Origin of the sequence: Arthrobacter sp. U41 (assembly GCF_001750145.1) — a bacterium.
In the GTDB taxonomy this organism is placed as follows: Bacteria; Actinomycetota; Actinomycetes; order Actinomycetales; family Micrococcaceae; genus Arthrobacter.
In genome coordinates, this window is record NZ_CP015732.1 from 2814780 (window position 1) to 2838315 (window position 23536).

General features: G+C 65.3%; 15 protein-coding genes and 3 rRNA genes. All 18 read left to right on the plus strand.

The features are described 5' to 3' along the window. The first annotated feature begins 49 nt into the window (after positions 1 to 49). The 18 genes from ASPU41_RS12835 (at position 50) to ASPU41_RS12925 (ending at position 23504) form a co-directional block, all read left to right on the plus strand. The gene (locus ASPU41_RS12835) at positions 50 to 649 is read left to right on the plus strand and encodes a hypothetical protein (protein ID WP_069951246.1); all 600 of its coding nucleotides are present in this window, start codon (positions 50 to 52) and stop codon (positions 647 to 649) included. 26 nt (positions 650 to 675) lie between these two features. Beyond that, the gene (locus tag ASPU41_RS12840; RefSeq protein ID WP_069952683.1) at positions 676 to 1218 is read left to right on the plus strand and encodes an adenine phosphoribosyltransferase; all 543 of its coding nucleotides are present in this window, start codon (positions 676 to 678) and stop codon (positions 1216 to 1218) included. Between the two features lie 174 nt (positions 1219 to 1392). Continuing rightward, a complete protein-coding gene (locus ASPU41_RS12845; protein WP_069951247.1) occupies positions 1393 to 3621 on the plus strand; it encodes a HelD family protein in 2229 nt (742 codons plus the stop codon). 75 nt (positions 3622 to 3696) lie between these two features. Then, positions 3697 to 5010 carry a tyrosine--tRNA ligase gene (tyrS, locus tag ASPU41_RS12850; protein WP_069951248.1) on the plus strand — a complete coding sequence of 438 codons (1314 nt, stop codon included), beginning with the start codon at positions 3697 to 3699 and terminating at the stop codon, positions 5008 to 5010. Between the two features lie 539 nt (positions 5011 to 5549). Beyond that, positions 5550 to 7073: ribosomal RNA gene (locus tag ASPU41_RS12855) — 16S ribosomal RNA — on the plus strand. A gap of 491 nt (positions 7074 to 7564) precedes the next feature. Then, positions 7565 to 10711, plus strand: a 23S ribosomal RNA gene (locus ASPU41_RS12860). A 241-nt stretch (positions 10712 to 10952) separates the two neighbouring features. Continuing rightward, positions 10953 to 11069, plus strand: a 5S ribosomal RNA gene (gene rrf / locus ASPU41_RS12865). Together the 16S, 23S and 5S rRNA genes form the textbook arrangement of a ribosomal RNA operon. 327 nt (positions 11070 to 11396) lie before the next feature. Continuing rightward, a complete protein-coding gene (locus ASPU41_RS22080) occupies positions 11397 to 13373 on the plus strand; it encodes a hypothetical protein (protein WP_231941068.1) in 1977 nt (658 codons plus the stop codon). A gap of 6 nt (positions 13374 to 13379) precedes the next feature. Beyond that, positions 13380 to 14369 carry an HAD-IIA family hydrolase gene (locus ASPU41_RS12880; protein ID WP_069951250.1) on the plus strand — a complete coding sequence of 330 codons (990 nt, stop codon included), beginning with the start codon at positions 13380 to 13382 and terminating at the stop codon, positions 14367 to 14369. Positions 14370 to 14379: 10 nt separating this feature from the next. Continuing rightward, positions 14380 to 14757, plus strand: coding sequence for a hypothetical protein (locus tag ASPU41_RS22665; protein ID WP_069951251.1), 378 nt, complete (start codon positions 14380 to 14382; stop codon positions 14755 to 14757). Continuing rightward, positions 14744 to 15556 carry a TlyA family RNA methyltransferase gene (locus ASPU41_RS12890; RefSeq protein ID WP_197515650.1) on the plus strand — a complete coding sequence of 271 codons (813 nt, stop codon included), beginning with the start codon at positions 14744 to 14746 and terminating at the stop codon, positions 15554 to 15556. Before ASPU41_RS22665 ends, ASPU41_RS12890 begins: the two co-directional genes overlap by 14 nt. A 22-nt stretch (positions 15557 to 15578) precedes the next feature. Next, on the plus strand, positions 15579 to 16619 hold the full coding sequence (locus ASPU41_RS12895) for an NAD kinase (RefSeq protein ID WP_069951253.1): 1041 nt from the start codon (positions 15579 to 15581) through the stop codon (positions 16617 to 16619). 3 nt (positions 16620 to 16622) lie between these two features. Beyond that, on the plus strand, positions 16623 to 18362 hold the full coding sequence (gene recN, locus ASPU41_RS12900; RefSeq protein WP_069951254.1) for a DNA repair protein RecN: 1740 nt from the start codon (positions 16623 to 16625) through the stop codon (positions 18360 to 18362). A gap of 76 nt (positions 18363 to 18438) precedes the next feature. Continuing rightward, a complete protein-coding gene (locus ASPU41_RS12905; RefSeq protein WP_069952684.1) occupies positions 18439 to 20238 on the plus strand; it encodes a CTP synthase in 1800 nt (599 codons plus the stop codon). 27 nt (positions 20239 to 20265) lie between these two features. Further along, positions 20266 to 20928, plus strand: coding sequence for an NUDIX domain-containing protein (locus ASPU41_RS12910; protein ID WP_069951255.1), 663 nt, complete (start codon positions 20266 to 20268; stop codon positions 20926 to 20928). Next, a complete protein-coding gene (gene xerD / locus ASPU41_RS12915; protein WP_069952685.1) occupies positions 20928 to 21914 on the plus strand; it encodes a site-specific tyrosine recombinase XerD in 987 nt (328 codons plus the stop codon). The genes ASPU41_RS12910 and xerD overlap by 1 nt, the downstream gene beginning before the upstream one ends. 36 nt (positions 21915 to 21950) lie before the next feature. Next, positions 21951 to 22439: an 8-oxo-dGTP diphosphatase gene (locus tag ASPU41_RS12920; RefSeq protein WP_069951256.1), complete on the plus strand. Its 489-nt coding sequence runs from the start codon at positions 21951 to 21953 to the stop codon at positions 22437 to 22439. Between the two features lie 162 nt (positions 22440 to 22601). Continuing rightward, on the plus strand, positions 22602 to 23504 hold the full coding sequence (locus ASPU41_RS12925) for a hypothetical protein (RefSeq protein ID WP_069951257.1): 903 nt from the start codon (positions 22602 to 22604) through the stop codon (positions 23502 to 23504). Positions 23505 to 23536: the final 32 nt, after the last annotated feature.

Genomic DNA, 23536 nt, shown 5'->3' on the forward strand with positions numbered 1-23536 from the left:
GGCCACGGTCATTCGCCGGTACCCGGCGGTAAGGGGATGATGAGCTCTTATGGGTGAGGGCAAGCGGGGCAAACCGCGCAGCGAGCTTGAAAGGCTCGAGATCTTTGAGCAGCTGGCCGCCGACTATTTCCGCATGGTCGAGCTGTTCCCGCCGGATGCCGTGCCGGTGCCGGCGGACTCCTCGGCGGCGGAGCGCCGGCGCTGGCTGGACCTGTTCCGGGCAGCCCTGCTGCGCAAATTCATCGTCCGGGATGAGCACGTGTCGCTCAAGCTCGTCGTGCGGGCCCTCCGCCTGTGCAACCACACCGCGGACCGCACGCTCGCGGAGGCGACGGCAGAAGTGGCCGGCCTGTTCACCCCGGAGATGGTTCAGGGCCGTCAGCATCTGACGCCGGAACCGGCGCCGGACGACGGGCGTGAGATCTTCGAGGACGTTCTCTACGGACGGCTCCTGCACGGCGACGCCGACCGGTTCCACCGCTCGGCCTGGGCGCAGGACAACAGCCGCCTGAGCGCGGCGGCGGCCCAACGGTTCGACGCGGAGCACGCGCTTACAAGGGCGCTCGAAGTCGTCAGGTACGGATTCGCGCACGACCTCCTGCGGTCCCCGGCCGCACCGGTCAACGATGCCAGTAAGGTTGATGGGTGAATCCAAGCGAGCTCCACCAGACCACGATGACCAGAAATGATCCCTCCGCACCGGTGGGCGAGCTGATCAGCAGCCTCTGCGCCACCATCCCCGATTACCCCAAATCCGGGATCGTCTTCAAGGACCTGACCCCAGTATTCGCCGACGGCGCGGCACTGAAGGCTGTCGTGAACGCCCTCGTGGAGCCGTTCCAGGGCCAGTTCGACGCCGTGGCCGGGGTGGAAGCCCGCGGCTTCCTGCTCGCTGCCGCTGCGGCCTACGCCACCGGCACCGGCGTCATCACCGTCCGCAAGGCCGGCAAGCTGCCGCGTGAAGTGGTCTCCGAGGACTACGCCCTCGAATATGGCAACGCCACCCTGGAACTGCACACCACCGACCTCGCACCGGGCAGCCGCGTCCTGATCCTCGATGACGTCCTTGCCACGGGCGGCACGCTCGGCGCTGCCGTGCGGCTGTTCGAACGCTGCGGCGTCGAGGTGGCCGGTGTGGGCGTGGTTATGGAACTTGCCGAACTCGGTGGCCGGTCGGCCTTGAGCGGCCACCGGGTCAGCTCCCTGCTGCGCCTGTAGCCCTCACCGCTGCGCCCTCCCCGCCGCGCGGGCCGGCGGGTGAACGGCCGCAGGACCGAGTGGACGATTCCGCCCGCCTCGGTAGAATGCCTGCACAAAACTGACATATGCCGCTGGGGCGACCGAAATGGTTGTAGAATGATTGGTCTGTCTTTTTCGATAGGGGAACGTTCGATGCACGACGCTGATTTGGCCCATGAACGCGACTATGTGGCCGGACTTTACGCCCGGCTGGATGAGCTGCGGGCGGAAAAGCGCGCCCAGCTGGCGCAGGTACGGCGTGCCGGTGCGGTGGGCACCATGCAGAACGTCTCGGAGCGGGACGCTTTCGCCGCGCTGTACGAGGACCGCCTGGCGCAGCTCGACGCCGTCGATGACCGGCTCGTGTTCGGCCGCCTCGACCTCGACTCCGGGGAGGCCCAGTACATCGGCCGCATCGGCCTGACCACTGAGGACCTCCAGCGCCTCATGCTCGACTGGCGCGCGCCCGAAGCCGGCCACTTCTACCAGGCCACCGCCTTCGACCGGCAGGGTGTCCGCCGCCGCCGCCACCTGATCCTGCAGGGCCGCGAGGTCAAGGCGATCGAGGATGACGTGCTCGACGCCGACCTGCTCGCCGACAACGAGTCGCTCCAGGGCGAGGGCGCCCTGCTGGCCGCCCTGAATTCCAAGCGGACCGGACGGATGTCTGACATCGTCGGCACGATCCAGTCCGAGCAGGACCGGATCATCCGCTCCTCGATCTCCGGTGCCCTCGTGGTCCAGGGCGGTCCGGGCACGGGCAAGACCGCCGTGGCGCTGCACCGCGCCGCCTACCTGCTTTACACCCACCGCGACCGGCTCAAGACCGCCGGCGTCCTGCTGGTGGGACCGTCGTCATCGTTTATGAAGTACATCGAGCGGGTGCTGCCGTCGCTGGGCGAAACCGGCGTCGTGATGGCGAGCGTTGGCCGGCTGATGCCCGGCATCCACGCGGTCGCCGAGCCTGAGTCCGAGGTCGCGGCCATCAAAGGCCGGCTGGACATGGCCGAGGTGGTGGCGAACGCCGTGGCCAACCGGCAGCGCATTCCGGCGGAAAACCGTGTCCTCGAAGTCGACGGGCGCAAGCTTCTGCTGACACCCCGCCAGGTCCGCCGCGCCAGGGACCGGGCCCGCTCCACCGGCAAGCCGCACAACGAGGCCCGTGTCTCTTTCGTGAAGATCCTGCTGCGCGAACTGACCGAGCAGATGACCGAACTCGTGGAAGCCGGCAGCATCGGCAACAACGCCGACCGCTCCTACCTGGCCGAAGACGTCCGTTCCGCCCGGGATGTCCGCATCGCCCTGAACCTGTGCTGGATGCCGATGACACCGGAGAAGCTCATCGGTGAACTCCTCAGCAGGCCCGCGATCCTGGAAGCCTGCACGCCCAGGCTCACCCCGGCCGAGCGTAACCTGCTGCTCCGGCCCGCCGACGCTCCGTGGACCGAAGCGGACGTGCCGCTGCTGGACGAGGCCGCCGAACTTCTCGGCGAACTCGATGCGGCCGCCGGCAGGGGACTGGCCCAGCAGGAGCATGACCGCGCCCGCGATCTGGCCAATGCCAAGCAGACGCTGGTCAACATGGAAACCGCCGGCGTGGACGTTTTGATCTCCGCCGAGGAACTCGTGGACCAGAACCAGGAACGCGAAGCCCGGCTCACCGCCGCCGAGCGCGCCACAACCGACCGCAGCTGGGCGTTCGGGCACATCGTGGTGGACGAGGCCCAGGAGCTGTCGCCGATGCAGTGGCGGCTGCTGGTCCGCCGCTGCCCGCTGAAATCCTTCACCATTGTGGGCGACATTGCCCAGACGAGCTCCGTGGCCGGGGCCAATTCCTGGCAGGGCGCCCTGGCGCCCATGTTCGGGGACCGCTGGCAGCTCGAAGAACTCACCGTCAACTACCGCACGCCCTCGCAGATCGCCGAAGCCGCCGCCCGGATGGCCAACGCGGCGGGACTCGTTGTCTCCGCCCCGAAGGCTGTCCGCGAAGGCCGCTGGGCGCCGGTGATTGACCGCGTCGAGCCGGGCCAGATCATCAACAAGCTCGTGGAGGTCCTGCCGGAGGAGCTCGGCGCGCTCGAGGGCGGCCTGCTCGCCGTCATCGCCGACGGCGACCTCCTCCCGGAGGCGACCGCCGCGCTGCGCGCTGTCTACGGCCGCCGCGTCGGAACGGACGCCGGCAGCTATGTGCAGGACATCGTGGTGATCAGCCCCCGTGAGGCCAAGGGCCTGGAGTTCGACGGCGTCGTGGTGCTGGAGCCGTCCGCGATGCTGAACCATGAGCACGGCCGTGTTGGCGACCTGTATGTGGCCATGACCCGGCCCACGCAGCGGCTGCGGCTCATCGCCGCCGCCGGTGTGCCGGCCGGCATCGAAGACTGAGCCCCGACGTCCGGCGTCGGGTCCTCCGACGGTCACAAGCGCTGGCGGTGCGCTGATCCTGCTAACTTAGATTCCGTGTCCCAGCTAAATGATCTCCGTTCCCAGCAGAATGACCCCAGCTTCGCCAACGTCTGGCAGGAGTTGAAATGGCGCGGCCTCGTCCACGTCTCGACAGATGAGGCGGAGCTGGAGAAACTGCTCGCCGGTGATCCTGCAACCTACTACTGCGGCTTCGATCCCACCGCGCCGAGCCTGCACCTGGGAAACCTGGTCCAGCTGCTGCTGATGCGCCGGATCCAGCTGGCGGGCCACAAGCCCCTCGGCCTCGTCGGGGGCTCCACCGGCCTGATCGGGGATCCGCGGCAGACCGCCGAGCGGGTGCTCAACACCCCCGAGACCGTCGCCGAATGGGTGGGGAAACTGCAGGCGCAGGTCCAGCGTTTCCTCAGCTTCGAAGGCGAGAACGCAGCCCGGATGGTCAACAACCTGGACTGGACAGCCCCGCTGAGCGCCATCGATTTCCTGCGGGGGATCGGCAAACACTTCCGGGTCGGCACCATGATCAAGAAGGACATTGTTGCCAACCGCCTGAATTCCGATGAGGGGATCAGCTACACGGAGTTCAGCTACCAGATCCTTCAGGGTATGGACTACCTTCAGCTGTTCCGCGACTACGGCTGTGTCCTGCAGACCGGCGGCTCGGACCAGTGGGGCAACCTCACCAGCGGCACCGACCTCATCCGCAAAGTCGAGGGCAAACACGTCCACGCGCTGGGCACGCCCCTGATCACCAACTCCGACGGCACGAAGTTCGGCAAGAGCGAGGGCAACGCCATCTGGCTTGACCCGGAGATGTGCAGCCCGTACGCCTTCTACCAGTTCTGGCTCAACACGGCCGACAGCGACGTCGCGGCACGCCTGAAGGTGTTCACCTTCCTGGGCCGGGCCGAGATCGAGGCCCTGGAGGCCGCGGTTGCCGACCGTCCGTTCGCCCGCGAAGGACAGCGGAAGCTCGCCTACGAAGTGACCTCCCTGGTCCACGGGGTGGAGGCCACGGAGAAAGTCATCGCCGCCTCTGCCGCACTGTTCGGCAACGGGGACCTTGGGGCCCTGGACGAGGCGACGCTTAGGGCTGCCACGTCCGAGCTGCCGTCCGCCACCGTCGACGCCTCCGGCCTGGGCATCATCGAACTGCTGGTGGCGACCGGCCTGTCGGAGAGCAAGTCTGCCGCCCGCCGCACCGTCGGGGAGGGCGGCGCCTATGTCAACAACACCAAGGTGGCGGATCCGGACGCTGTTATCGAACCGGGCCAGCTCCTGCACGGACGGTACTTGCTGCTGCGCCGCGGCAAGAAGAACCTGGCAACCGTGGAAGTCTCCGCGGCCTAGCCGGACCACGGGTCCGACCACTGCGTCCCCCCGCACGCTCCTTCCCGGCCCAGTTGCAAGGTCGGGGAGGAGCGTGTATTGTTTTTTTAGTCGCCACCACAGAGTGGCGGCCAACCCCAACAAAAATATGAGAAGCAATTCTTCTAGTACTTTCGGCTCCCCTGGAGCAGGCGGTGCAGAAATGAAAAAGTTGCTTCACATTTTGCTGGGTTCATTCGTTCCACAGAATGAAATTTAGATGAAAATCCGGATTTGCAAAGTGGATATGAATGAAATAAGCTTGAAATATAGCAGCGAAGAAACGCCGAAATAAAACAATTCAATTACATTGAATTGTTTCTGTTAGTACTTCGAATGTGTCTGTTGTTTGAGAACTCAATAGTGTGCCAAGTTTGTTGATACCAATTTATTGTATTGAATTGGTTGAATTGACTGGATCCGCCACCCCGTGGTGTGGTCTGGTTTTTACAGCTGGTTTCAAATTTTGTGCAGCCAATACGTCCCGTTTTCCCGGGGGTGTTGGTTGTGTCTGTTTTACTTCAACGGAGAGTTTGATCCTGGCTCAGGATGAACGCTGGCGGCGTGCTTAACACATGCAAGTCGAACGATGATGCCAGCTTGCTGGTGGATTAGTGGCGAACGGGTGAGTAACACGTGAGTAACCTGCCCTTAACTCTGGGATAAGCCTGGGAAACTGGGTCTAATACCGGATATGACTCCTCATCGCATGGTGGGGGGTGGAAAGCTTTATTGTGGTTTTGGATGGACTCGCGGCCTATCAGCTTGTTGGTGAGGTAATGGCTCACCAAGGCGACGACGGGTAGCCGGCCTGAGAGGGTGACCGGCCACACTGGGACTGAGACACGGCCCAGACTCCTACGGGAGGCAGCAGTGGGGAATATTGCACAATGGGCGAAAGCCTGATGCAGCGACGCCGCGTGAGGGATGACGGCCTTCGGGTTGTAAACCTCTTTCAGTAGGGAAGAAGCGAAAGTGACGGTACCTGCAGAAGAAGCGCCGGCTAACTACGTGCCAGCAGCCGCGGTAATACGTAGGGCGCAAGCGTTATCCGGAATTATTGGGCGTAAAGAGCTCGTAGGCGGTTTGTCGCGTCTGCCGTGAAAGTCCGGGGCTCAACTCCGGATCTGCGGTGGGTACGGGCAGACTAGAGTGATGTAGGGGAGACTGGAATTCCTGGTGTAGCGGTGAAATGCGCAGATATCAGGAGGAACACCGATGGCGAAGGCAGGTCTCTGGGCATTAACTGACGCTGAGGAGCGAAAGCATGGGGAGCGAACAGGATTAGATACCCTGGTAGTCCATGCCGTAAACGTTGGGCACTAGGTGTGGGGGACATTCCACGTTTTCCGTACCGTAGCTAACGCATTAAGTGCCCCGCCTGGGGAGTACGGCCGCAAGGCTAAAACTCAAAGGAATTGACGGGGGCCCGCACAAGCGGCGGAGCATGCGGATTAATTCGATGCAACGCGAAGAACCTTACCAAGGCTTGACATGAACCGGAAACGCCTGGAAACAGGTGCCCCGCTTGCGGTCGGTTTACAGGTGGTGCATGGTTGTCGTCAGCTCGTGTCGTGAGATGTTGGGTTAAGTCCCGCAACGAGCGCAACCCTCGTTCTATGTTGCCAGCGCGTTATGGCGGGGACTCATAGGAGACTGCCGGGGTCAACTCGGAGGAAGGTGGGGACGACGTCAAATCATCATGCCCCTTATGTCTTGGGCTTCACGCATGCTACAATGGCCGGTACAAAGGGTTGCGATACTGTGAGGTGGAGCTAATCCCAAAAAGCCGGTCTCAGTTCGGATTGGGGTCTGCAACTCGACCCCATGAAGTCGGAGTCGCTAGTAATCGCAGATCAGCAACGCTGCGGTGAATACGTTCCCGGGCCTTGTACACACCGCCCGTCAAGTCACGAAAGTTGGTAACACCCGAAGCCGGTGGCCTAACCCCTTGTGGGAGGGAGCTGTCGAAGGTGGGACTGGCGATTGGGACTAAGTCGTAACAAGGTAGCCGTACCGGAAGGTGCGGCTGGATCACCTCCTTTCTAAGGAGCACCTACGATCACCGTGCCTCATGTATGTGAGTGTGTCGGGGTTGTCAGGAGTACGCCCGTTGCGCAGACGCTAGTTCTGCGGCGGGTGCTCACGGGTGGAATATCAATGAATAGCGGCCGCCGGTTTTTTCCGGCACCCAGTACGGACTGTTCACTCTTCGGGGTGTGGTTCTGGAACGGTGCGGGGAGGGTACGGGCGGTTTAGTGTTTGGCACACTGTTGGGTCCTGAGGCAACAGGGTCGGGAGGGGTTTCTTTCCCGGGTTTGTTTGTTTCTGGTTTCCTGGCTGCACCGGGCATGCACTTTTTTGTGTGTGGGGTGTGTGGTATGGGGTTGTTGTTTGAGAACTACATAGTGGACGCGAGCATCTTTTATAAGAAGCAATTTCCAAGAATTATGAACCTGGATCTGTTGTTCCATCCTTCGGGGTGGGGTGATGGTTTTCATGGTTCTCTCGTGAAGTAGTTTTTTTGATCTTTTGTGGTCAAGTTTTTAAGAGCACACGGTGGATGCCTTGGCATTAGGAGCCGAAGAAGGACGTAGGAATCTGCGATAAGCCTGGGGGAGTCGATAACCGGACTGTGATCCCAGGGTGTCCGAATGGGGAAACCCCGCCAGGGGCGCGAGTTACCTGGTGACCCGCATCTGAACACATAGGGTGCGTGGAGGGAACGCGGGGAAGTGAAACATCTCAGTACCCGCAGGAAGAGAAAACAATAGTGATTCCGTCAGTAGTGGCGAGCGAACGCGGATCAGGCTAAACCGTTCCATGTGTGATAGCCGGCGGGCGTTGCATGGTCGGGGTTGTGGGACTTCCCATTCTGTCTCTGCCGGGACAGTGGGGTGAGTAGTACAGGCATAGGTGAACGGTCTTGAAAGGCCGGCCAGAGAGGGTGTGAGCCCCGTAACCGAAATGTTGTGTACCGCCCGGGGAGTATCCCAAGTAGCACGGGGCCCGAGAAATCCCGTGTGAATCTGTCAGGACCACCTGATAAGCCTAAATACTCCCTAATGACCGATAGCGGACCAGTACCGTGAGGGAAAGGTGAAAAGTACCCCGGGAGGGGAGTGAAACAGTACCTGAAACCGTGTGCTTACAATCCGTCGGAGCATCTGCAGCTTGCTGTATGGGTGTGACGGCGTGCCTTTTGAAGAATGAGCCTGCGAGTTAGTGTTACGTCGCGAGGTTAACCCGTGTGGGGAAGCCGTAGCGAAAGCGAGTCTGAATAGGGCGTTGCAGTGGCGTGATCTAGACCCGAAGCGAAGTGATCTACCCATGGCCAGGTTGAAGCGACGGTAAGACGTCGTGGAGGACCGAACCCACTTCAGTTGAAAATGGAGGGGATGAGCTGTGGGTAGGGGTGAAAGGCCAATCAAACTTCGTGATAGCTGGTTCTCCCCGAAATGCATTTAGGTGCAGCGTTGCGTGTTTCTTACCGGAGGTAGAGCTACTGGATGGCTAATGGGCCCTACAAGGTTACTGACGTCAGCCAAACTCCGAATGCCGGTAAGTGAGAGCGCAGCAGTGAGACTGTGGGGGATAAGCTTCATAGTCGAGAGGGAAACAGCCCAGACCACCAACTAAGGCCCCTAAGCGTGTGCTAAGTGGGAAAGGATGTGGAGTTGCGAAGACAACCAGGAGGTTGGCTTAGAAGCAGCCATCCTTAAAAGAGTGCGTAATAGCTCACTGGTCAAGTGATTCCGCGCCGACAATGTAGCGGGGCTCAAGTACACCGCCGAAGTTGTGGATTTCAGATAGTAGCCAAGCCGCCTCCTTTGTGGGGTTGGTTCAGGCGTCTGGAGTGGTAGGGGAGCGTCGTGTGGGCAGTGAAGTCGCGGTGTAAACCAGCGGTGGAGCCTACACGAGTGAGAATGCAGGCATGAGTAGCGAAAGACGGGTGAGAAACCCGTCCGCCGAATGATCAAGGGTTCCAGGGTCAAGCTAATCTGCCCTGGGTAAGTCGGGACCTAAGGCGAGGCCGACAGGCGTAGTCGATGGACAACGGGTTGATATTCCCGTACCGGCGAAAAACCGCCCATGCTGAACAGGGGATACTAACCGCCCGAGACCTGCCTGACACCCCTTGTGGGTGGAGGGTTTTGGTGGAGCGCGGGACCTGATCCTGGGAGGCAAGCGTATTAACAGGTGTGACGCAGGAAGGTAGCCGAGCCGGGCGATGGTTGTCCCGGTCTAAGGATGTAGGGCGAACGGTAGGCAAATCCGCCGTTCATGATGCCTGAGACCCGATGGGACTCCCGTAAGGGGGGATTCGGTGATCCTATGCTGCCTAGAAAAGCATCGACGCGAGGTTTTAGCCGCCCGTACCCCAAACCGACACAGGTGATCAGGTAGAGAATACTAAGGCGATCGAGAGAATTATGGTTAAGGAACTCGGCAAAATGCCCCCGTAACTTCGGGAGAAGGGGGGCCCCCATCGTGATGGACACTAGCTGTCCGGAGCGTGCAGGGGCCGCAGAGACCAGGGGGAAGCGACTGTTTACTAAAAACACAGGTCCGTGCGAAGTCGCAAGACGATGTATACGGACTGACTCCTGCCCGGTGCTGGAAGGTTAAGAGGACCGGTTAGCCGCAAGGCGAAGCTGAGAATTCAAGCCCCAGTAAACGGCGGTGGTAACTATAACCATCCTAAGGTAGCGAAATTCCTTGTCGGGTAAGTTCCGACCTGCACGAATGGAGTAACGACTTCCCCGCTGTCTCAACCATAAACTCGGCGAAATTGCAGTACGAGTAAAGATGCTCGTTACGCGCAGCAGGACGGAAAGACCCCGAGACCTTTACTATAGTTTGGTATTGGTGTTCGGAGTGGCTTGTGTAGGATAGGTGGGAGACGTTGAAGCCCGGACGCCAGTTCGGGTGGAGTCATCGTTGAAATACCACTCTGGTCACTTTGGACATCTAACTTCGGCCCGTAATCCGGGTCAGGGACAGTGCCTGATGGGTAGTTTAACTGGGGCGGTTGCCTCCTAAAAAGTAACGGAGGCGCCCAAAGGTTCCCTCAGCCTGGTTGGCAATCAGGTGTCGAGTGTAAGTGCACAAGGGAGCTTGACTGTGAGAGAGACATCTCGAGCAGGGACGAAAGTCGGGACTAGTGATCCGGCGGTACATTGTGGAATGGCCGTCGCTCAACGGATAAAAGGTACCTCGGGGATAACAGGCTGATCTTGCCCAAGAGTCCATATCGACGGCATGGTTTGGCACCTCGATGTCGGCTCGTCGCATCCTGGGGCTGGAGTAGGTCCCAAGGGTTGGGCTGTTCGCCCATTAAAGCGGTACGCGAGCTGGGTTTAGAACGTCGTGAGACAGTTCGGTCCCTATCCGCTGCGCGCGCAGGAAATTTGAGAAGGGCTGTCCTTAGTACGAGAGGACCGGGACGGACGAACCTCTGGTGTGTCAGTTGTACTGCCAAGTGCACCGCTGATTAGCTACGTTCGGATGGGATAACCGCTGAAAGCATCTAAGCGGGAAGCTCGCTTCGAGATGAGATTTCCATACACCTTGTGTGTGAGAGGCCCCCAGCCAGACCACTGGGTTGATAGGCCGGATGTGGAAGCGAGGACTAACGACTCGTGAAGCTGACCGGTACTAATAGGCCGATAACTTACACCACACACCCTCTTCGTGAACGGATTCAAAAGACGTTCACACCATGAAAAGGGTAAAAAGAAAACAAGACTGCTTGCGTCCACTATGTGGTTCCCAAACAACAAACCCGTTGCTTGAGGAACGAACAACTACATAACAACACCACAACTGCACCACCACCCCCAGGGGTACCGGTGCAGCGAGGTTGTAACCACAGATTTCCCACCCCAACGCCCACCGGGCGCACCGGGGTCGGGAGCAAGGGTTACGGCGGTCATAGCGTGGGGGAAACGCCCGGTCCCATTCCGAACCCGGAAGCTAAGACCCACAGCGCCGATGGTACTGCACCCGGGAGGGTGTGGGAGAGTAGGTCACCGCCGGAACATCATTAAACGGTCGAGAGCCCCAACCACACGGTTGGGGCTCTCCCGCATTTAACCACCCCTCCAAACAGCAGGAAGCCACCAAGAACCCGCAGAACGAACTGCTGCTGCCGGCCCGGAAGGGCCAACGCGCGCGGCTGTCTGTGAGGCTTGACACCGGGACGGCCGAAAGAGCCCCTGCCGTTAGCCGGGCGCAGGGGACTCGCCTAGAATTGAATGAGATGTACGGACTTCGAAGCGCTTGATTTCGGGTTGCGTAGGGACGAAACACGGAATAGAGCGGCTGCGATTGCGCCAGTGGTCAGCTCATAACAGGAGGAATCCAGCATGGCTGAGCACAACGACGGTAATCGCGGCGGCAACGACCGCGGCAACGACCGCGGCAACGACCGCGGCAACGACCGCGGCAACTTTGGCGGCGGACGCAATCAGGGCGGCGGCGGATTCCGCGGCACCAACAACTCCGGCGGTGACCCGCGCGGGTTCCGTGCCCGCGATGACCGAGGGGCCCAGGGGGACCGTCCGTCCTCCGGCGATCGTGACCGCAAGCCCTTTGGTGGTGGCGGGGATCGTGACCGCAAGCCCTTTGGTGACCGCGCCCCGCGTGAGGGAGGCGGCGAGCGTCGCAGCTTTGGCGCCGGCGGCGGGGACCGGAAGCCGCCTTACAGCGGTGGCGGGGATCGTGACCGCAAGCCCTATGGTGACCGTGCCCCGCGTGAAGGCGGCGGCGAACGTCGCAGCTTTGGCGCCGGCGGCGGGGACCGGAAGCCGCCTTACAGCGGTGGCGGGGACCGTGACCGCAAACCCTATGGTGACCGTGCCCCGCGTGAAGGCGGCGGGGACCGGAAGCCGCCTTACAGCGGTGGCGGGGACCGTGACCGCAAACCCTATGGTGACCGTGCCCCCCGTGAAGGCGGCGGACAGCCGCGCAGCTTCGGCGGCGACCGTGACCGCAAGCCCTTCAGTGGCGGCGACAACCGGAAACCGTTCGGCAGCCGCGATGACCGTCCGGCCCGCAGCTTTGACCGGGATGACCGTCCGGCCCGCAGCTTTGACCGGGATGACCGTCCGGCCCGCAGCTTTGACCGGGATGACCGTCCGGCCCGCAGCTTTGACCGGGGAGACTCCGGCCCCCGCCAGTTCGGCCGTGACCGGGCAGAGGACCGTCCCGTGCGCGTCCCCAACGCCCGGGATCTCCGCAGCGCCAACCGTCCGGACCGCGAGCGTTCGCCGCAGATCGACGACGACGTCACCGGCAAGGAACTGGACCGCGCCACGCAGCACCAGATCAGGACCCTCGAGGAAAACAGTGCCGAGTGGGTGGCCCGCCACCTCGTGATGGCCGGACGCCTGATTGACGACGAACCGGAGCTGGCCTTCCAGCATGCCCTCGCTGCCAGCCGCCGCGGTGGCCGCCTTGCCGCCGTCCGCGAAGCCGTGGGCCTGACCGCCTACGCCGCCGGCCACTACGGCGAAGCCCTGCGCGAGTTCCGCACCTACCGGCGGATCAGCGGCTCCAACATGCACCTGCCCGTTATGGCCGACTGCGAACGTGGACTGGGCCGGCCCGACCGCGCCCTGGAGATGGCCCGTTCCGAAGAAGCCAAGGACCTGGACGCCCCCGGCAAAGCGGAACTGGCCATCGTGGCCGCCGGCGCCCGTACCGACTTGGGCCAGCTGGACGCTGCCGTCTCCGAACTGGAAATCGTGCAGCTGGACATCAACAGGGCATTCTCCTACAGCCCTCGCCTGTTCCGCGCCTACGCCGATGCCTTGACCGCCGTGGGCCGCACGGCCGAGGCGGAAAAGTGGCAGCGCCAGGCCGTCGTGGCCGAGAACGCCCTCGGCCTCGATGTCGCTGAAGACCCGGACATCATCGACCTCGGCTGGGACGAGGAAGAGGAAGCCCGCGAGGAAGAGCAGCAGCGCCGGCTCCTCGCCGAGCAGACCGCCCAGCGGTCCGCCCCGTCAGCCGAAGAGCAGGACAAGGCGCCGCGTGCCGCCAGCGCCGAGGCTGTTGCCGGTCTCCCGGAAACGACAGAGGCGGCAGGGAACATTCCCGAGGAAGGATCCGACGACGCCGAGTCCGACTTCTGGGAGTCCGACGACGCTGAGTCCGATGAGGATTCCGTGGAAAAGGATGCCCTGGACCGCTCCGAGGTACTGAGCGGCGATGACTCCGGCGAGACCGGGCACAACGAGTCCTATGACGGCGAGTCCTATGACGGGTCCCACAACGGCGAGACCGGACACGGCGAGTCCGACGACGACGGTTCCCGCAACCCGGAACGCTCCGAGGGCTGAGCGGAAGTGGCCGCACCGGAGCTGATCTCAACCTTCGACGCCCTGCTCGCCGACCTCGACGGCGTAGTTTACGCGGGTCCGCACGCCATCCCGGGCGCCGTGGAGTCCCTGCGCCGGCTCGCCGGGATCGGCGTCGGGCTCGGCTACGTCACGAACAACGCGTCCCGGACTCCGGCTCAGGTGGCGCAGCACCTGCGCGAACTGGGCGCCCCGGCGGAGGACCACCAGGTCGTCAGCTCCTCGCAGGCCGCGGGCGAGCTGCTGGCTTCGCTGCTACCGGCGGGTGCCCGCGTCCTGATCACCGGCGGCGCCTCGCTGGCCCAGGAAATTGAACTCGCGGGGCTGGTGCCGGTCCACAGCGAAGCCGAGCATCCCGTCGCCGTCGTGCAGGGCTTCCACCCGGACCTCGGGTGGAAGGACCTCGCGGAAGCCGCCTACGTCATTGCCGGCGGGGCTCTGTGGGTGGCCACCAACACGGACATGTCCATTCCCCAGGCCCGGGGCATGGCACCCGGCAACGGGACGCTGGTGGCGGCAGTCGCTGCCGCCACCGGGCAGCGCCCCCTCGTCGCCGGCAAGCCGGAAGCGCCCCTGTTCCATGCCGCCGCGAAACGCCTCGCTGCCGACCGGCCGCTCGTTGTCGGCGACCGCCTGGACACCGACATCCTCGGCGGCAACAACGCCGGCTTCGCCACGGTCGCCGTGCTCACCGGCGTCGACACGAGGGAATCGATCCTCGCCGCCCGCACTCCGGAACGGCCCGACTACCTCATCAACGACCTCACGGACCTCTACCGCCCCTACCCGGTGACCGAGCTCGACGCCGGACAGCACCGCTGCGGCGCGGCCTCCGCCGTCGTGCACGGGCAGACGCTCCGGGTCAGCGGAGACCCCGGCGACCTCGACGCCTGGCGGGCCGCTTGTTCGGCGTGGTGGACAGCCAACCCCGAGACCGCCACTGCCCTGGCGCCGGTCCTCGAATGGCTGGATCACTAGACTGGGGACCATGACCGAGCCGAACCACACCATCGAGACGGACCCCGCCGGGGGCGAAGCCCAGGTCAACTGGCCGGCGTTTCCGGCGGCACCGGACGAAGCCACGGCTGACCGTCCCGACGGAGACCCCGCCGGAGACCCCGCCGTGGACCCCGCCGTGGGGCCGCTCCTGGACCGCCTCCGCGACCTGCCGGACCTGCCGGTGGCCCTGCACACCGAGGTCTACTCCGGCCTGCACGACGAACTGCTGGCCGCCCTGAACGAGACCGTCGCAGGCCAGCCGGCCGCAGCACAGGCCGCCGAAGGCCGGCCCTCCGCAGGACAAACAATCAGGACACCAACGACAGCCGCCACCGAGACAGGGGATGCCACGCATGAGCAGGCTTGACCAGGCCCTCGTCGGCCGCGGGCTGGCGAGGTCCCGCACGCACGCCGCACGCCTCATCGCCGAAGGCAAAGTCAGCTCCAACGGGGAGGTGCTCGCCAAGGCATCCCTCCAGGTCCAGGACGACACCAGCCTCGACGTCGCAGCCGCCGATGAGGACAACTACGTCAGCCGCGCCGGACACAAGCTGGCCGGCGCGCTGGACGCCTTTCCCGCCGTCAAGGTCGAAGGCAAGCGGTGCCTGGACGCCGGTGCCTCCACCGGCGGATTCACCGAGGTGCTGCTGTGCCGGGGCGCGGACCATGTCGTGGCCGTCGATGTTGGCCACGACCAGCTGGTCCCCGTGATCCGGAACGACCCCCGCGTTTCCGTCCACGAAGGCCTCAACGTCCGCTACATGACCCCGGATGAGATCGGCGGACCGGCGGTGTTGACGGTGGCGGACCTGTCCTTCATCTCCCTGACCCTCGTGCTGGCCCCCCTCGCGGCGTGCACGGAGCCGGGCGGGGACCTGGTCCTGATGGTCAAGCCGCAGTTCGAGATCGGCAAGGACCGGCTGGGCCGCACCGGCGTCGTCACCTCGGAGTGGGAGCGCCGCCTCGCCGTGGGCAAAGTCGCGGCGGAAGCGATGGACTGCGGGCTGGAACTGAAAGGCCTCGCCAGCAGCCCGCTGCCCGGCCAGGACGGAAACGTCGAGTACTTCCTGTGGATAAAGCGCGGGATTGCGACAGACCTGCCTAAGATCGAAGAGCGGGACGCAGCCGTTGCTGCGTTACTCGGAACAATCTGGCCGAAGTACTAGAAGCACTAGAAGGCGGAACCCGATGAGCAGGCGTGTCCTCATCCTTGCCCACACAGGCCGTGAGGAGTCCCTCAAGGCTGCCTGGGAGGCGTGCACCCAGCTCCATGACTACGGCATCATTCCCGTGATGCTGAAATCAGAGCTCGGCGACATGGTCCGCTTCTTCGGACGCCTCGACCAGCCCGTTGAGATCCTGCATGACCACGTGATGCTGCCCGACGTCGAGCTTGTGATGGTCCTCGGCGGCGACGGCACCATCCTGCGCGCCGCGGAACTGGTGCGTGAGGTCGACGTGCCGCTGCTCGGCGTCAACCTCGGCCACGTCGGATTCCTGGCCGAGAGCGAGCGGGCGGACCTCGCCCAGACCGTGGAATGGATCGCGAGCCGCCAGTACACCGTGGAGGAGCGGATGACCATCGACGTCCAGGTCTGGGTCCGCGGACAGAAAATCTGGCACACCTGGGCCCTGAACGAGGCCGCGATCGAAAAGGGCAACCGGGAACGGATGCTCGAGGTGGTCACCGAGGTCGACGAACGCCCGCTCACCTCCTTCGGCTGCGACGGCGTCGTCCTGGCCACGCCCACCGGATCCACCGCCTACGCCTTCTCCGCCGGCGGACCGGTGGTGTGGCCCGAGGTCGAGGCCCTCCTGATCGTGCCGATCAGCGCCCACGCACTCTTCGCCAAGCCGCTGGTCGTCTCACCCCGGTCCCGGTTGGCGGTCGAAATCCTGAACCGGACCGATGCGCAGGGCGTGCTCTGGTGCGACGGCCGCCGCTCGGTGGACCTGCCGCCCGGAGCGCGCGTGGAAGTGACCCGCTCCGCCACCCCCGTGCGGCTCGCCCGCACCCACCAGACGCCCTTCTCCGGCCGTCTGGTCCGCAAGTTCGAACTGCCCATCCAGGGCTGGCGCGGGCCCATGCCGGAGGCCGCCAAAGTCCACACCGGGCCGGTGCCGGTGATCCGCACGCCCCGCCCGATGCCCCCGCTGCCAACTCCGCCGCAGGCAGGGCCGCCGCACGCAGGGCCCGGCGAGACCACTGATCCATCGACTGCGAAGTGAACCATGCTTGAAGAACTGAGAATCCGCGACCTGGGCGTCATCACCGACGCCACGCTGCCCCTCGGCCCGGGCCTGAGCGTGGTGACCGGTGAAACCGGCGCCGGCAAGACGATGGTGGTGACCGCCGTCGGGCTGCTGCTCGGCGCACGCTCCGACGCGGGTGCCGTGCGCAGCGGCGCGAAGAGCGCGTCCGCGGAAGCCACCGTAAGGCTCGACGCCGGGCACCCGGCCGTGGCACGCGCCCGTGAGGCGGGGGCCGAGGTGGAGGAGTTCGACGGCGGCGCCGAGCTGCTGCTGGCCCGCAGCGTGGGCGCGGACGGGCGAAGCCGCGCCTACCTCGGCGGACGCGCCGCCCCCGTGGGTGTGCTGGGCGAAATCGGCGAAACCCTGGTGGTGGTCCACGGCCAGTCCGGTCAGATCAGGCTCAAGAGCCCGGTGGCGCAGCGCGAAGCCCTCGACAAATTCGCGGGGGAGCAGCTGGCGGCGGCGCTCGGCAGCTACCAGGAGCTCCATGCCCACTGGAAGTCCAGCCAGGCCGAGCTGGATGAGCTCCGCAGCGCCGCCCGGGAACGCCTCCGCGAGTCGGAATCCCTGGAGGCTGCCCTGGCCGAGATCGACGCCGTCGACCCGCAGCCGGGGGAGGACGAATCGCTCAAGGCCGAGGCCGTCAAGCTTGCCAACGTCGAGGAACTCCGGATCGCGGCCACCACGGCCCAGCAGGCGCTCACCGCCGAGGACTTCGGCGACAACTCCGACGCGACCACCCTGGTGGATGCCGCCAAACGCACCCTGGAGCACGTCGCCGAACACGACGAGGACCTCGGGTCCGCTGCCGCCCGGCTGGCCGAGGTGGGCTTCCTGCTCAACGACATCGCCACCGAACTCGCAAGCTACCAGGCCGCCCTCGACTCCGAGGGCCCGGAACGGCTTGCCGAGATCGAGGACCGCCGGGGCGCGCTGGCGACGCTGGTGCGCAAGTACGCCCCGACCATCGATGAAGTGCTGCTGTGGGCCGAGCAGTCCCGGGCACGGTTCCTGGAGCTGCAGGATGACTCCACCCGGATCGAGGCGCTGGACGCCGAGGTGACCCGCGCCGGGGCCGAACTGGTCAAACAGGCCGCGGTCATCAGCAAGTTGCGGAAGAAGGCCGCGAAGGAGCTCGCGGCCCGGGTCAGCGCGGAACTGAAGGCCCTGGCGATGGCGGACGCCGCCCTGGTCATCAACGTCGAGTCCGGCGGGCAGCCGGGGCCGTTCGGCGCGGACGAGATTTCCTTCCTGCTCCAGCCGCACTCCGGCGCCCCCGCCCGCCCCCTGGGCAAGGGTGCCTCCGGCGGTGAACTGTCCCGGGTGATGCTCGCCATCGAAGTGGTGCTGGCCGCGGTCGATCCGGTCCCGACCTTCGTCTTCGACGAGGTCGACGCCGGCGTGGGCGGCCGTGCCGCCGTCGAGATCGGCCGCCGGCTGGCGATGCTCGCCCGGCACGTCCAGGTGCTCGTGGTGACCCACCTGCCGCAGGTGGCGGCCTTCGCCGACCAGCACATCCGGGTCACGAAGACCTCCGTGCGCGGCGCCGACGGCGCCACGGCGACCGGCTTCACCTCCAGCGACGTCCGGCTCCTCGACGAGGCGGAACGCGTCAGGGAGCTGGCCCGCATGCTCGCCGGCCAGGAGGATTCCGAATCCGCCCGGGCCCACGCCCAGGAGCTGCTGGACGACGCCAGGCTCCTGCCGCAGCAGGCCTGAGCACCCCTGCGGCGGGCCGGAACCGGGCGAAAATCACAGCGGATTGCCCCGCACAGATCCCTGGAAGGCTGAATTGGTGATAGGCTCGAACCCCGTGGTGCAGCGATCAAATTCCCGTGTAAATTCCCGGTTTCCGGGCTCGTCCAAGACGACCAAACACATCTTCGTCACCGGTGGTGTGGCGTCCTCGCTCGGTAAGGGACTGACGGCTTCGAGCCTCGGTCACCTCCTGCGGGCACGCGGCTTGTCTGTAACTATGCAAAAGCTCGATCCCTATCTGAATGTGGATCCGGGCACGATGAACCCCTTCCAGCACGGCGAAGTCTTCGTCACTGACGACGGCGCCGAAACGGACCTCGACATCGGTCACTACGAGCGCTTCCTCGATGAGAACCTCGAGGGTTCGGCCAACGTCACGACCGGACAGGTCTACTCCACGGTCATCGCCAAGGAACGCCGCGGGGAATACCTCGGCGACACCGTCCAGGTCATCCCGCACATCACCGATGAAATCAAGCGGCGCATGCGGCTTCCCGCCGAGGGCAAGCACGCCCCCGACGTGATCATCACCGAAATCGGCGGCACCGTGGGCGACATCGAGTCGCAGCCGTTCCTCGAATCCGCCCGCCAGGTCCGCCAGGACATCGGCCGCGGGAATGTGTTCTTCCTGCACGTCTCCCTCGTGCCGTACATCGGCCCCTCGCAGGAACTGAAGACCAAGCCCACGCAGCACTCCGTGGCCGCGCTGCGCTCCATCGGCATCCAGCCCGAGGCGATCGTGATCCGTTCGGACCGCGAAGTCCCGCAGCCCATGCGCGACAAGATCGGCCGCATGTGCGACGTCGACATCGACGCCGTCATCGGCTGCCCGGATGCCCCGAGCATCTACGACATCCCGAAGACCCTGCACTCCCAGGGCCTGGATTCCTACATCGTCCGCGCCCTCGATCTTCCGTTCAAGGACGTTGACTGGACCAGCTGGGACAAGCTCCTCGACGCGGTCCACAACCCCAAGCACGAGGTTGAGATCGCCCTGGTCGGCAAGTACATCGACCTGCCGGACGCCTACCTGTCCGTGACCGAGGCGCTGCGTGCCGGCGGTTTCGCCAACGACACCAAGGTCAAGATCCGCTGGGTCCCCTCGGACGAATGCGAAACCCACGAAGGTGCGGTCCAGTCACTGGACGGTGTCGACGCGATCTGTGTCCCGGGCGGCTTCGGCATCCGCGGGCTCGAAGGCAAACTCGGCGCGCTGAAGTACGCCCGTGAATCCAAGCTTCCGGTCCTGGGCCTCTGCCTGGGCCTGCAGTGCATGGTGATCGAGTACGCCCGCAACGTGGTCGGCCTCGAGGGCGCTTCCTCCTCGGAGTTTGAGCCGGACTCGAAGTACCCGGTGATCGCGACGATGGAAGAGCAGCTGGACATCGTCGGCGGCAAGGGCGACCTGGGCGGCACCATGCGCCTGGGCCTGTACGAGGCCAAGCTGGACGAGGGGTCCGTGGTCGCCGAGACCTACGGCACCACCAAGGTCAGCGAACGGCACCGCCACCGCTACGAGGTCAACAACAAATACCGCGAGCAGATCGCCGCCCAGGGCCTGGTGTTCTCCGGAACCTCGCCCGACGGCAAGCTCGTGGAGTACGTGGAGCTTCCCCGCGAAGTCCACCCGTACTACGTTGCCACGCAGGCGCACCCGGAGCTCAGCTCGCGCCCGACCCGGCCGCACGCCCTGTTCACCGGACTGGTGAAGGCCGCCCTGGAGCACCAGCGCGGCAACGGCGGCAAGGCCGCACAGGCTGCCGCGAAGGGCACAGCCAGCGCAGAGGCAGCGACGGCCGCTCCGGCCGCCAAGCCTTCCCCGGCAGTGTCGAAGTAACCACCAACTGAATCAAAGGACGGCGCGATGCCCGGTAAACCTGAAACCCCCCATGCTGCACGGCAGGTTTCGGACGAACCGAGCCCGCGCCGTCTTTTGTCGTCCCGGACGGTCTACGAAGGCCGGATCTGGGACGTGGTCAGTGACAGCTTCCAGCTCAACGACGACGGCGACCCGCTCGTCCGCGACTACATCGAGCACCCCGGCGCGGTGGCGGTCCTGCCGATGAACGACGAGGGCGAAGTGCTGCTGATCAAGCAGTACCGGCACCCTGTCGGCATGGACCTGTGGGAGATCCCCGCCGGGCTCCTCGACGTTGAAGGCGAGGACTTCGTCGCCGGCGCGGCTCGGGAACTCGCCGAGGAAGCCGACCTCATTGCCGGCCAGTGGAATGTGCTCGCCGACTTCTTCAATTCCCCCGGGTCATCCAGCGAGGCCATCCGCATCTACCTCGCCCGGGACCTGAGCGATGTGCCCGGCCACGAACTCCACGTCCGCACCGACGAGGAAGCCGAAATCGAGCTGCACTGGATCCCCCTGGATGCCGCCGTGCAGGCCGTGCTGGACGGGCGGCTGCACAACCCGTCCGCCGTCGTCGGAATCCTCGCCGCCGCGGCCGCCCGGACCGACAACTTCTCGAGCCTGCGCCCGGGCAGTGCGCCGTGGCCCGCGCATCCCAGCCAGCGCTGATGGTGGAACCGCTGACTGCCGAACCGCTGGCTCCCGAGCCGCTGACGGCGATCGACCGCGCCATCACGGACTACCTGCAGCACATGGGGGTGGAACGCGGACTCGCGGCCAACACCCTCTCCGCTTACCGGCGGGACCTGGCCCGCTACGCCCGGCACCTGGCCCGGACCGGACGCCGGCGCCCCGCCGAGATCACCCGCCACGACGTCACCGGCTTCGTCCAGGCGCTCTCCGACGGCTCCGACGGCGGCTCGGCCCTGGGCATCCGCTCGGCAGCCCGGACCGTGGTGGCAGTGCGCGGGCTCCACAAGTTCTGGGCACTCGAGGGCGTCACTCCCACCGACCCGGCCAGCGATGTCCATCCGCCCATGCCCGGCAAACGGCTGCCCAAGGCCATCAGTGTCGACGAAGTCACCAGGATCCTGGAGGCGGTCGGAACCGACACCGCCACCGGACTGCGCGACCGGGCCCTGCTGGAATTCCTGTACTCCACCGGCGCCCGCATCAGCGAAGCCGTGGGCCTGGACGTCGACGACATCTCGCTTCCTGCCGGAGCGGCCGCGGACGCCGGGCCCGCAATCGTCCGGCTCTTCGGCAAGGGTTCCAAGGAGCGGCTGGTCCCGCTGGGGTCCTTCGGCGCCCGGGCCCTCGACGCCTACCTGGTCCGGGGCCGGCCGCTGCTGGCCGCCAAGGGCAAGGGCACCCCTGCCCTGTTCCTGAACGCCCGCGGCGGACGGATCAGCCGGCAGAGCGCCTGGACCATCCTCAAGACAGCCGCCGCGAAGGCCAACATCACCAAGGACGTCTCGCCGCACACCCTGCGGCACTCCTTCGCCACGCACCTGCTCGAGGGCGGTGCCGACGTCCGGGTGGTCCAGGAGCTGCTGGGCCACGCCTCCGTCACCACCACGCAGGTGTACACCCTGGTCACGGCCGACACCCTGCGTGAGATCTACGCCGCGGCGCATCCCCGGGCGCTGGGCTGAGCCGCCGGGGCGCACCCCGGCGCTAGGCTTGGATCCATGGCCTCCACTCCCGTCACACTGTGTTTCATGCTCCGCGAAGCGGGCTCCGGCACCGAAGTGCTGCTGGGGCTGAAGCGGACCGGGTTCGGCACGGGCAAGATCGTGGGCATCGGCGGCCACGTCGAACCGGGGGAGAGCGACGCCGAAGCCGTCGTCCGCGAAGTCTGGGAAGAAGCCGGAGTTGTCGTCTGCCAGGAGGACCTGGCCCATGCCGGCGTCGTCGAGTTCATTTTCCCCGGCCGCCCTGAGTGGAACATGTACTGCAGGCTGTTCACCACGCGGCGCTGGGAGGGCGAACCGGCAGAGAGCCCGGAGATTACGCCCGAATGGTTCGACGTCGGGGCGCTGCCGCTGCAGCTGATGTGGCAGGACGCGGAGCACTGGCTTCCGCCCGCGCTGGCGGGCGAGGTGCTCGACGTGGTGGTGGTCCTGAACGAGGACAACGAAACTGTGGCATCGGTCCGGCATACCTCCGCGCCCGGGTGACCACGGCTTCCGCACCGAAACATATTTCCGCGAATCGAAACCGCGGCGCGGGGAATGCCGCTGCCGGACCGGTAGCCTAAGGCGCGAACGGTGCGCCGCGGTGATCCGCGTACTTCCCTCGCTCACCGGCAGGCGGCACACGGACCTTATTGGGGGCAGGACATGGACTCTGGCAATCACGACATCCTGGACAGGGATCCTCACGACGACGGAGCGGCGGCGGGGACCGCGGCACGCCGGCGCTGGCCCTGGGTGGTTGCCGCCGTTGCCCTGGTCGCAGTTGCGGCCGCCGGGGGCATTGCCATGGCCGGCAACCTGGGATCCGGCGCCCCGGCCCCCGCGGCAGGCCCGACGGCCGCGGTGACGGCGCCAACAGCGTCAGCGGCGCTGACGACGGCGCCCTCGCCGACCGTTGCGACGTCGGCCCCCGTGCCGCCGCCGGCGGTTGCGGCGCCCGCAACATCCCGGACCGCCACAGCGCCACCGTCCGCCGGGGAGTGGCGCACGTTCACCAGCGCCGACGCAAAGGCCAGCCTCCAGCACCCCGCCGCATGGACCGTCTCCACTCCCACCGGGGCTTTCGGTTCCGGCGCGGTGGATGTTGACGTCGCGAACGAATCCGGAGTGGTGGTGGCCTCACTGCACCTCGGGCCCTACGGCGGACTCGGCGGCGCGTGCCAGAACCCGGTTCCCTACACGGTGCTTGATGTGGTGGAAGTCGACCTGCCGTACCTGCCCTCGAAGGGCTCTGTCACACCCAGGTTCGCCTTCCGGGCACTGCAGGAAACGGGCCATGTCACGGCGTCCTACGGGCTGACCAGCACCCTGGCCGGGCAGGACGGAACCACCTGCATGTTCTACAACGTGGTCAACGGCCCCGCCGAGACCCCGATGTACTCCTTCGCCGATGCGTTCCAGGTCAACGCCGGAGGCACGGAGGAAGTCCCCAACCGCCGGGGAGCCAAGGCGTTCCCCACGCTGGACGCGGCCCGGGCCTACATGCAGACCCCCGAGTACCTGAACGCGAAGCGCATGATCACCTCGCTGAAGATCAGCGCGGGCTAAGGGCCCCGGCACAAAGCCCGGCGGCACAACAA

What these genes read in the sequence shown, in the direction of transcription:
- ASPU41_RS12835 (WP_069951246.1), top strand. Translation starts at nt 50, where the DNA reads ATGGGTGAGGGCAAGCGGGGCAAACCGCGCAGCGAGCTTGAAAGGCTC.
- ASPU41_RS12840 (WP_069952683.1), top strand. Translation starts at nt 676, where the DNA reads ATGACCAGAAATGATCCCTCCGCACCGGTGGGCGAGCTGATCAGCAGC.
- ASPU41_RS12845 (WP_069951247.1), top strand. Translation starts at nt 1,393, where the DNA reads ATGCACGACGCTGATTTGGCCCATGAACGCGACTATGTGGCCGGACTT.
- ASPU41_RS22080 (WP_231941068.1), top strand. Translation starts at nt 11,397, where the DNA reads ATGGCTGAGCACAACGACGGTAATCGCGGCGGCAACGACCGCGGCAAC.
- ASPU41_RS22665 (WP_069951251.1), top strand. Translation starts at nt 14,380, where the DNA reads ATGACCGAGCCGAACCACACCATCGAGACGGACCCCGCCGGGGGCGAA.
- ASPU41_RS12890 (WP_197515650.1), top strand. Translation starts at nt 14,744, where the DNA reads ATGAGCAGGCTTGACCAGGCCCTCGTCGGCCGCGGGCTGGCGAGGTCC.
- ASPU41_RS12895 (WP_069951253.1), top strand. Translation starts at nt 15,579, where the DNA reads ATGAGCAGGCGTGTCCTCATCCTTGCCCACACAGGCCGTGAGGAGTCC.
- recN (WP_069951254.1), top strand. Translation starts at nt 16,623, where the DNA reads ATGCTTGAAGAACTGAGAATCCGCGACCTGGGCGTCATCACCGACGCC.
- ASPU41_RS12910 (WP_069951255.1), top strand. Translation starts at nt 20,266, where the DNA reads ATGCCCGGTAAACCTGAAACCCCCCATGCTGCACGGCAGGTTTCGGAC.
- xerD (WP_069952685.1), top strand. Translation starts at nt 20,928, where the DNA reads ATGGTGGAACCGCTGACTGCCGAACCGCTGGCTCCCGAGCCGCTGACG.
- ASPU41_RS12920 (WP_069951256.1), top strand. Translation starts at nt 21,951, where the DNA reads ATGGCCTCCACTCCCGTCACACTGTGTTTCATGCTCCGCGAAGCGGGC.
- ASPU41_RS12925 (WP_069951257.1), top strand. Translation starts at nt 22,602, where the DNA reads ATGGACTCTGGCAATCACGACATCCTGGACAGGGATCCTCACGACGAC.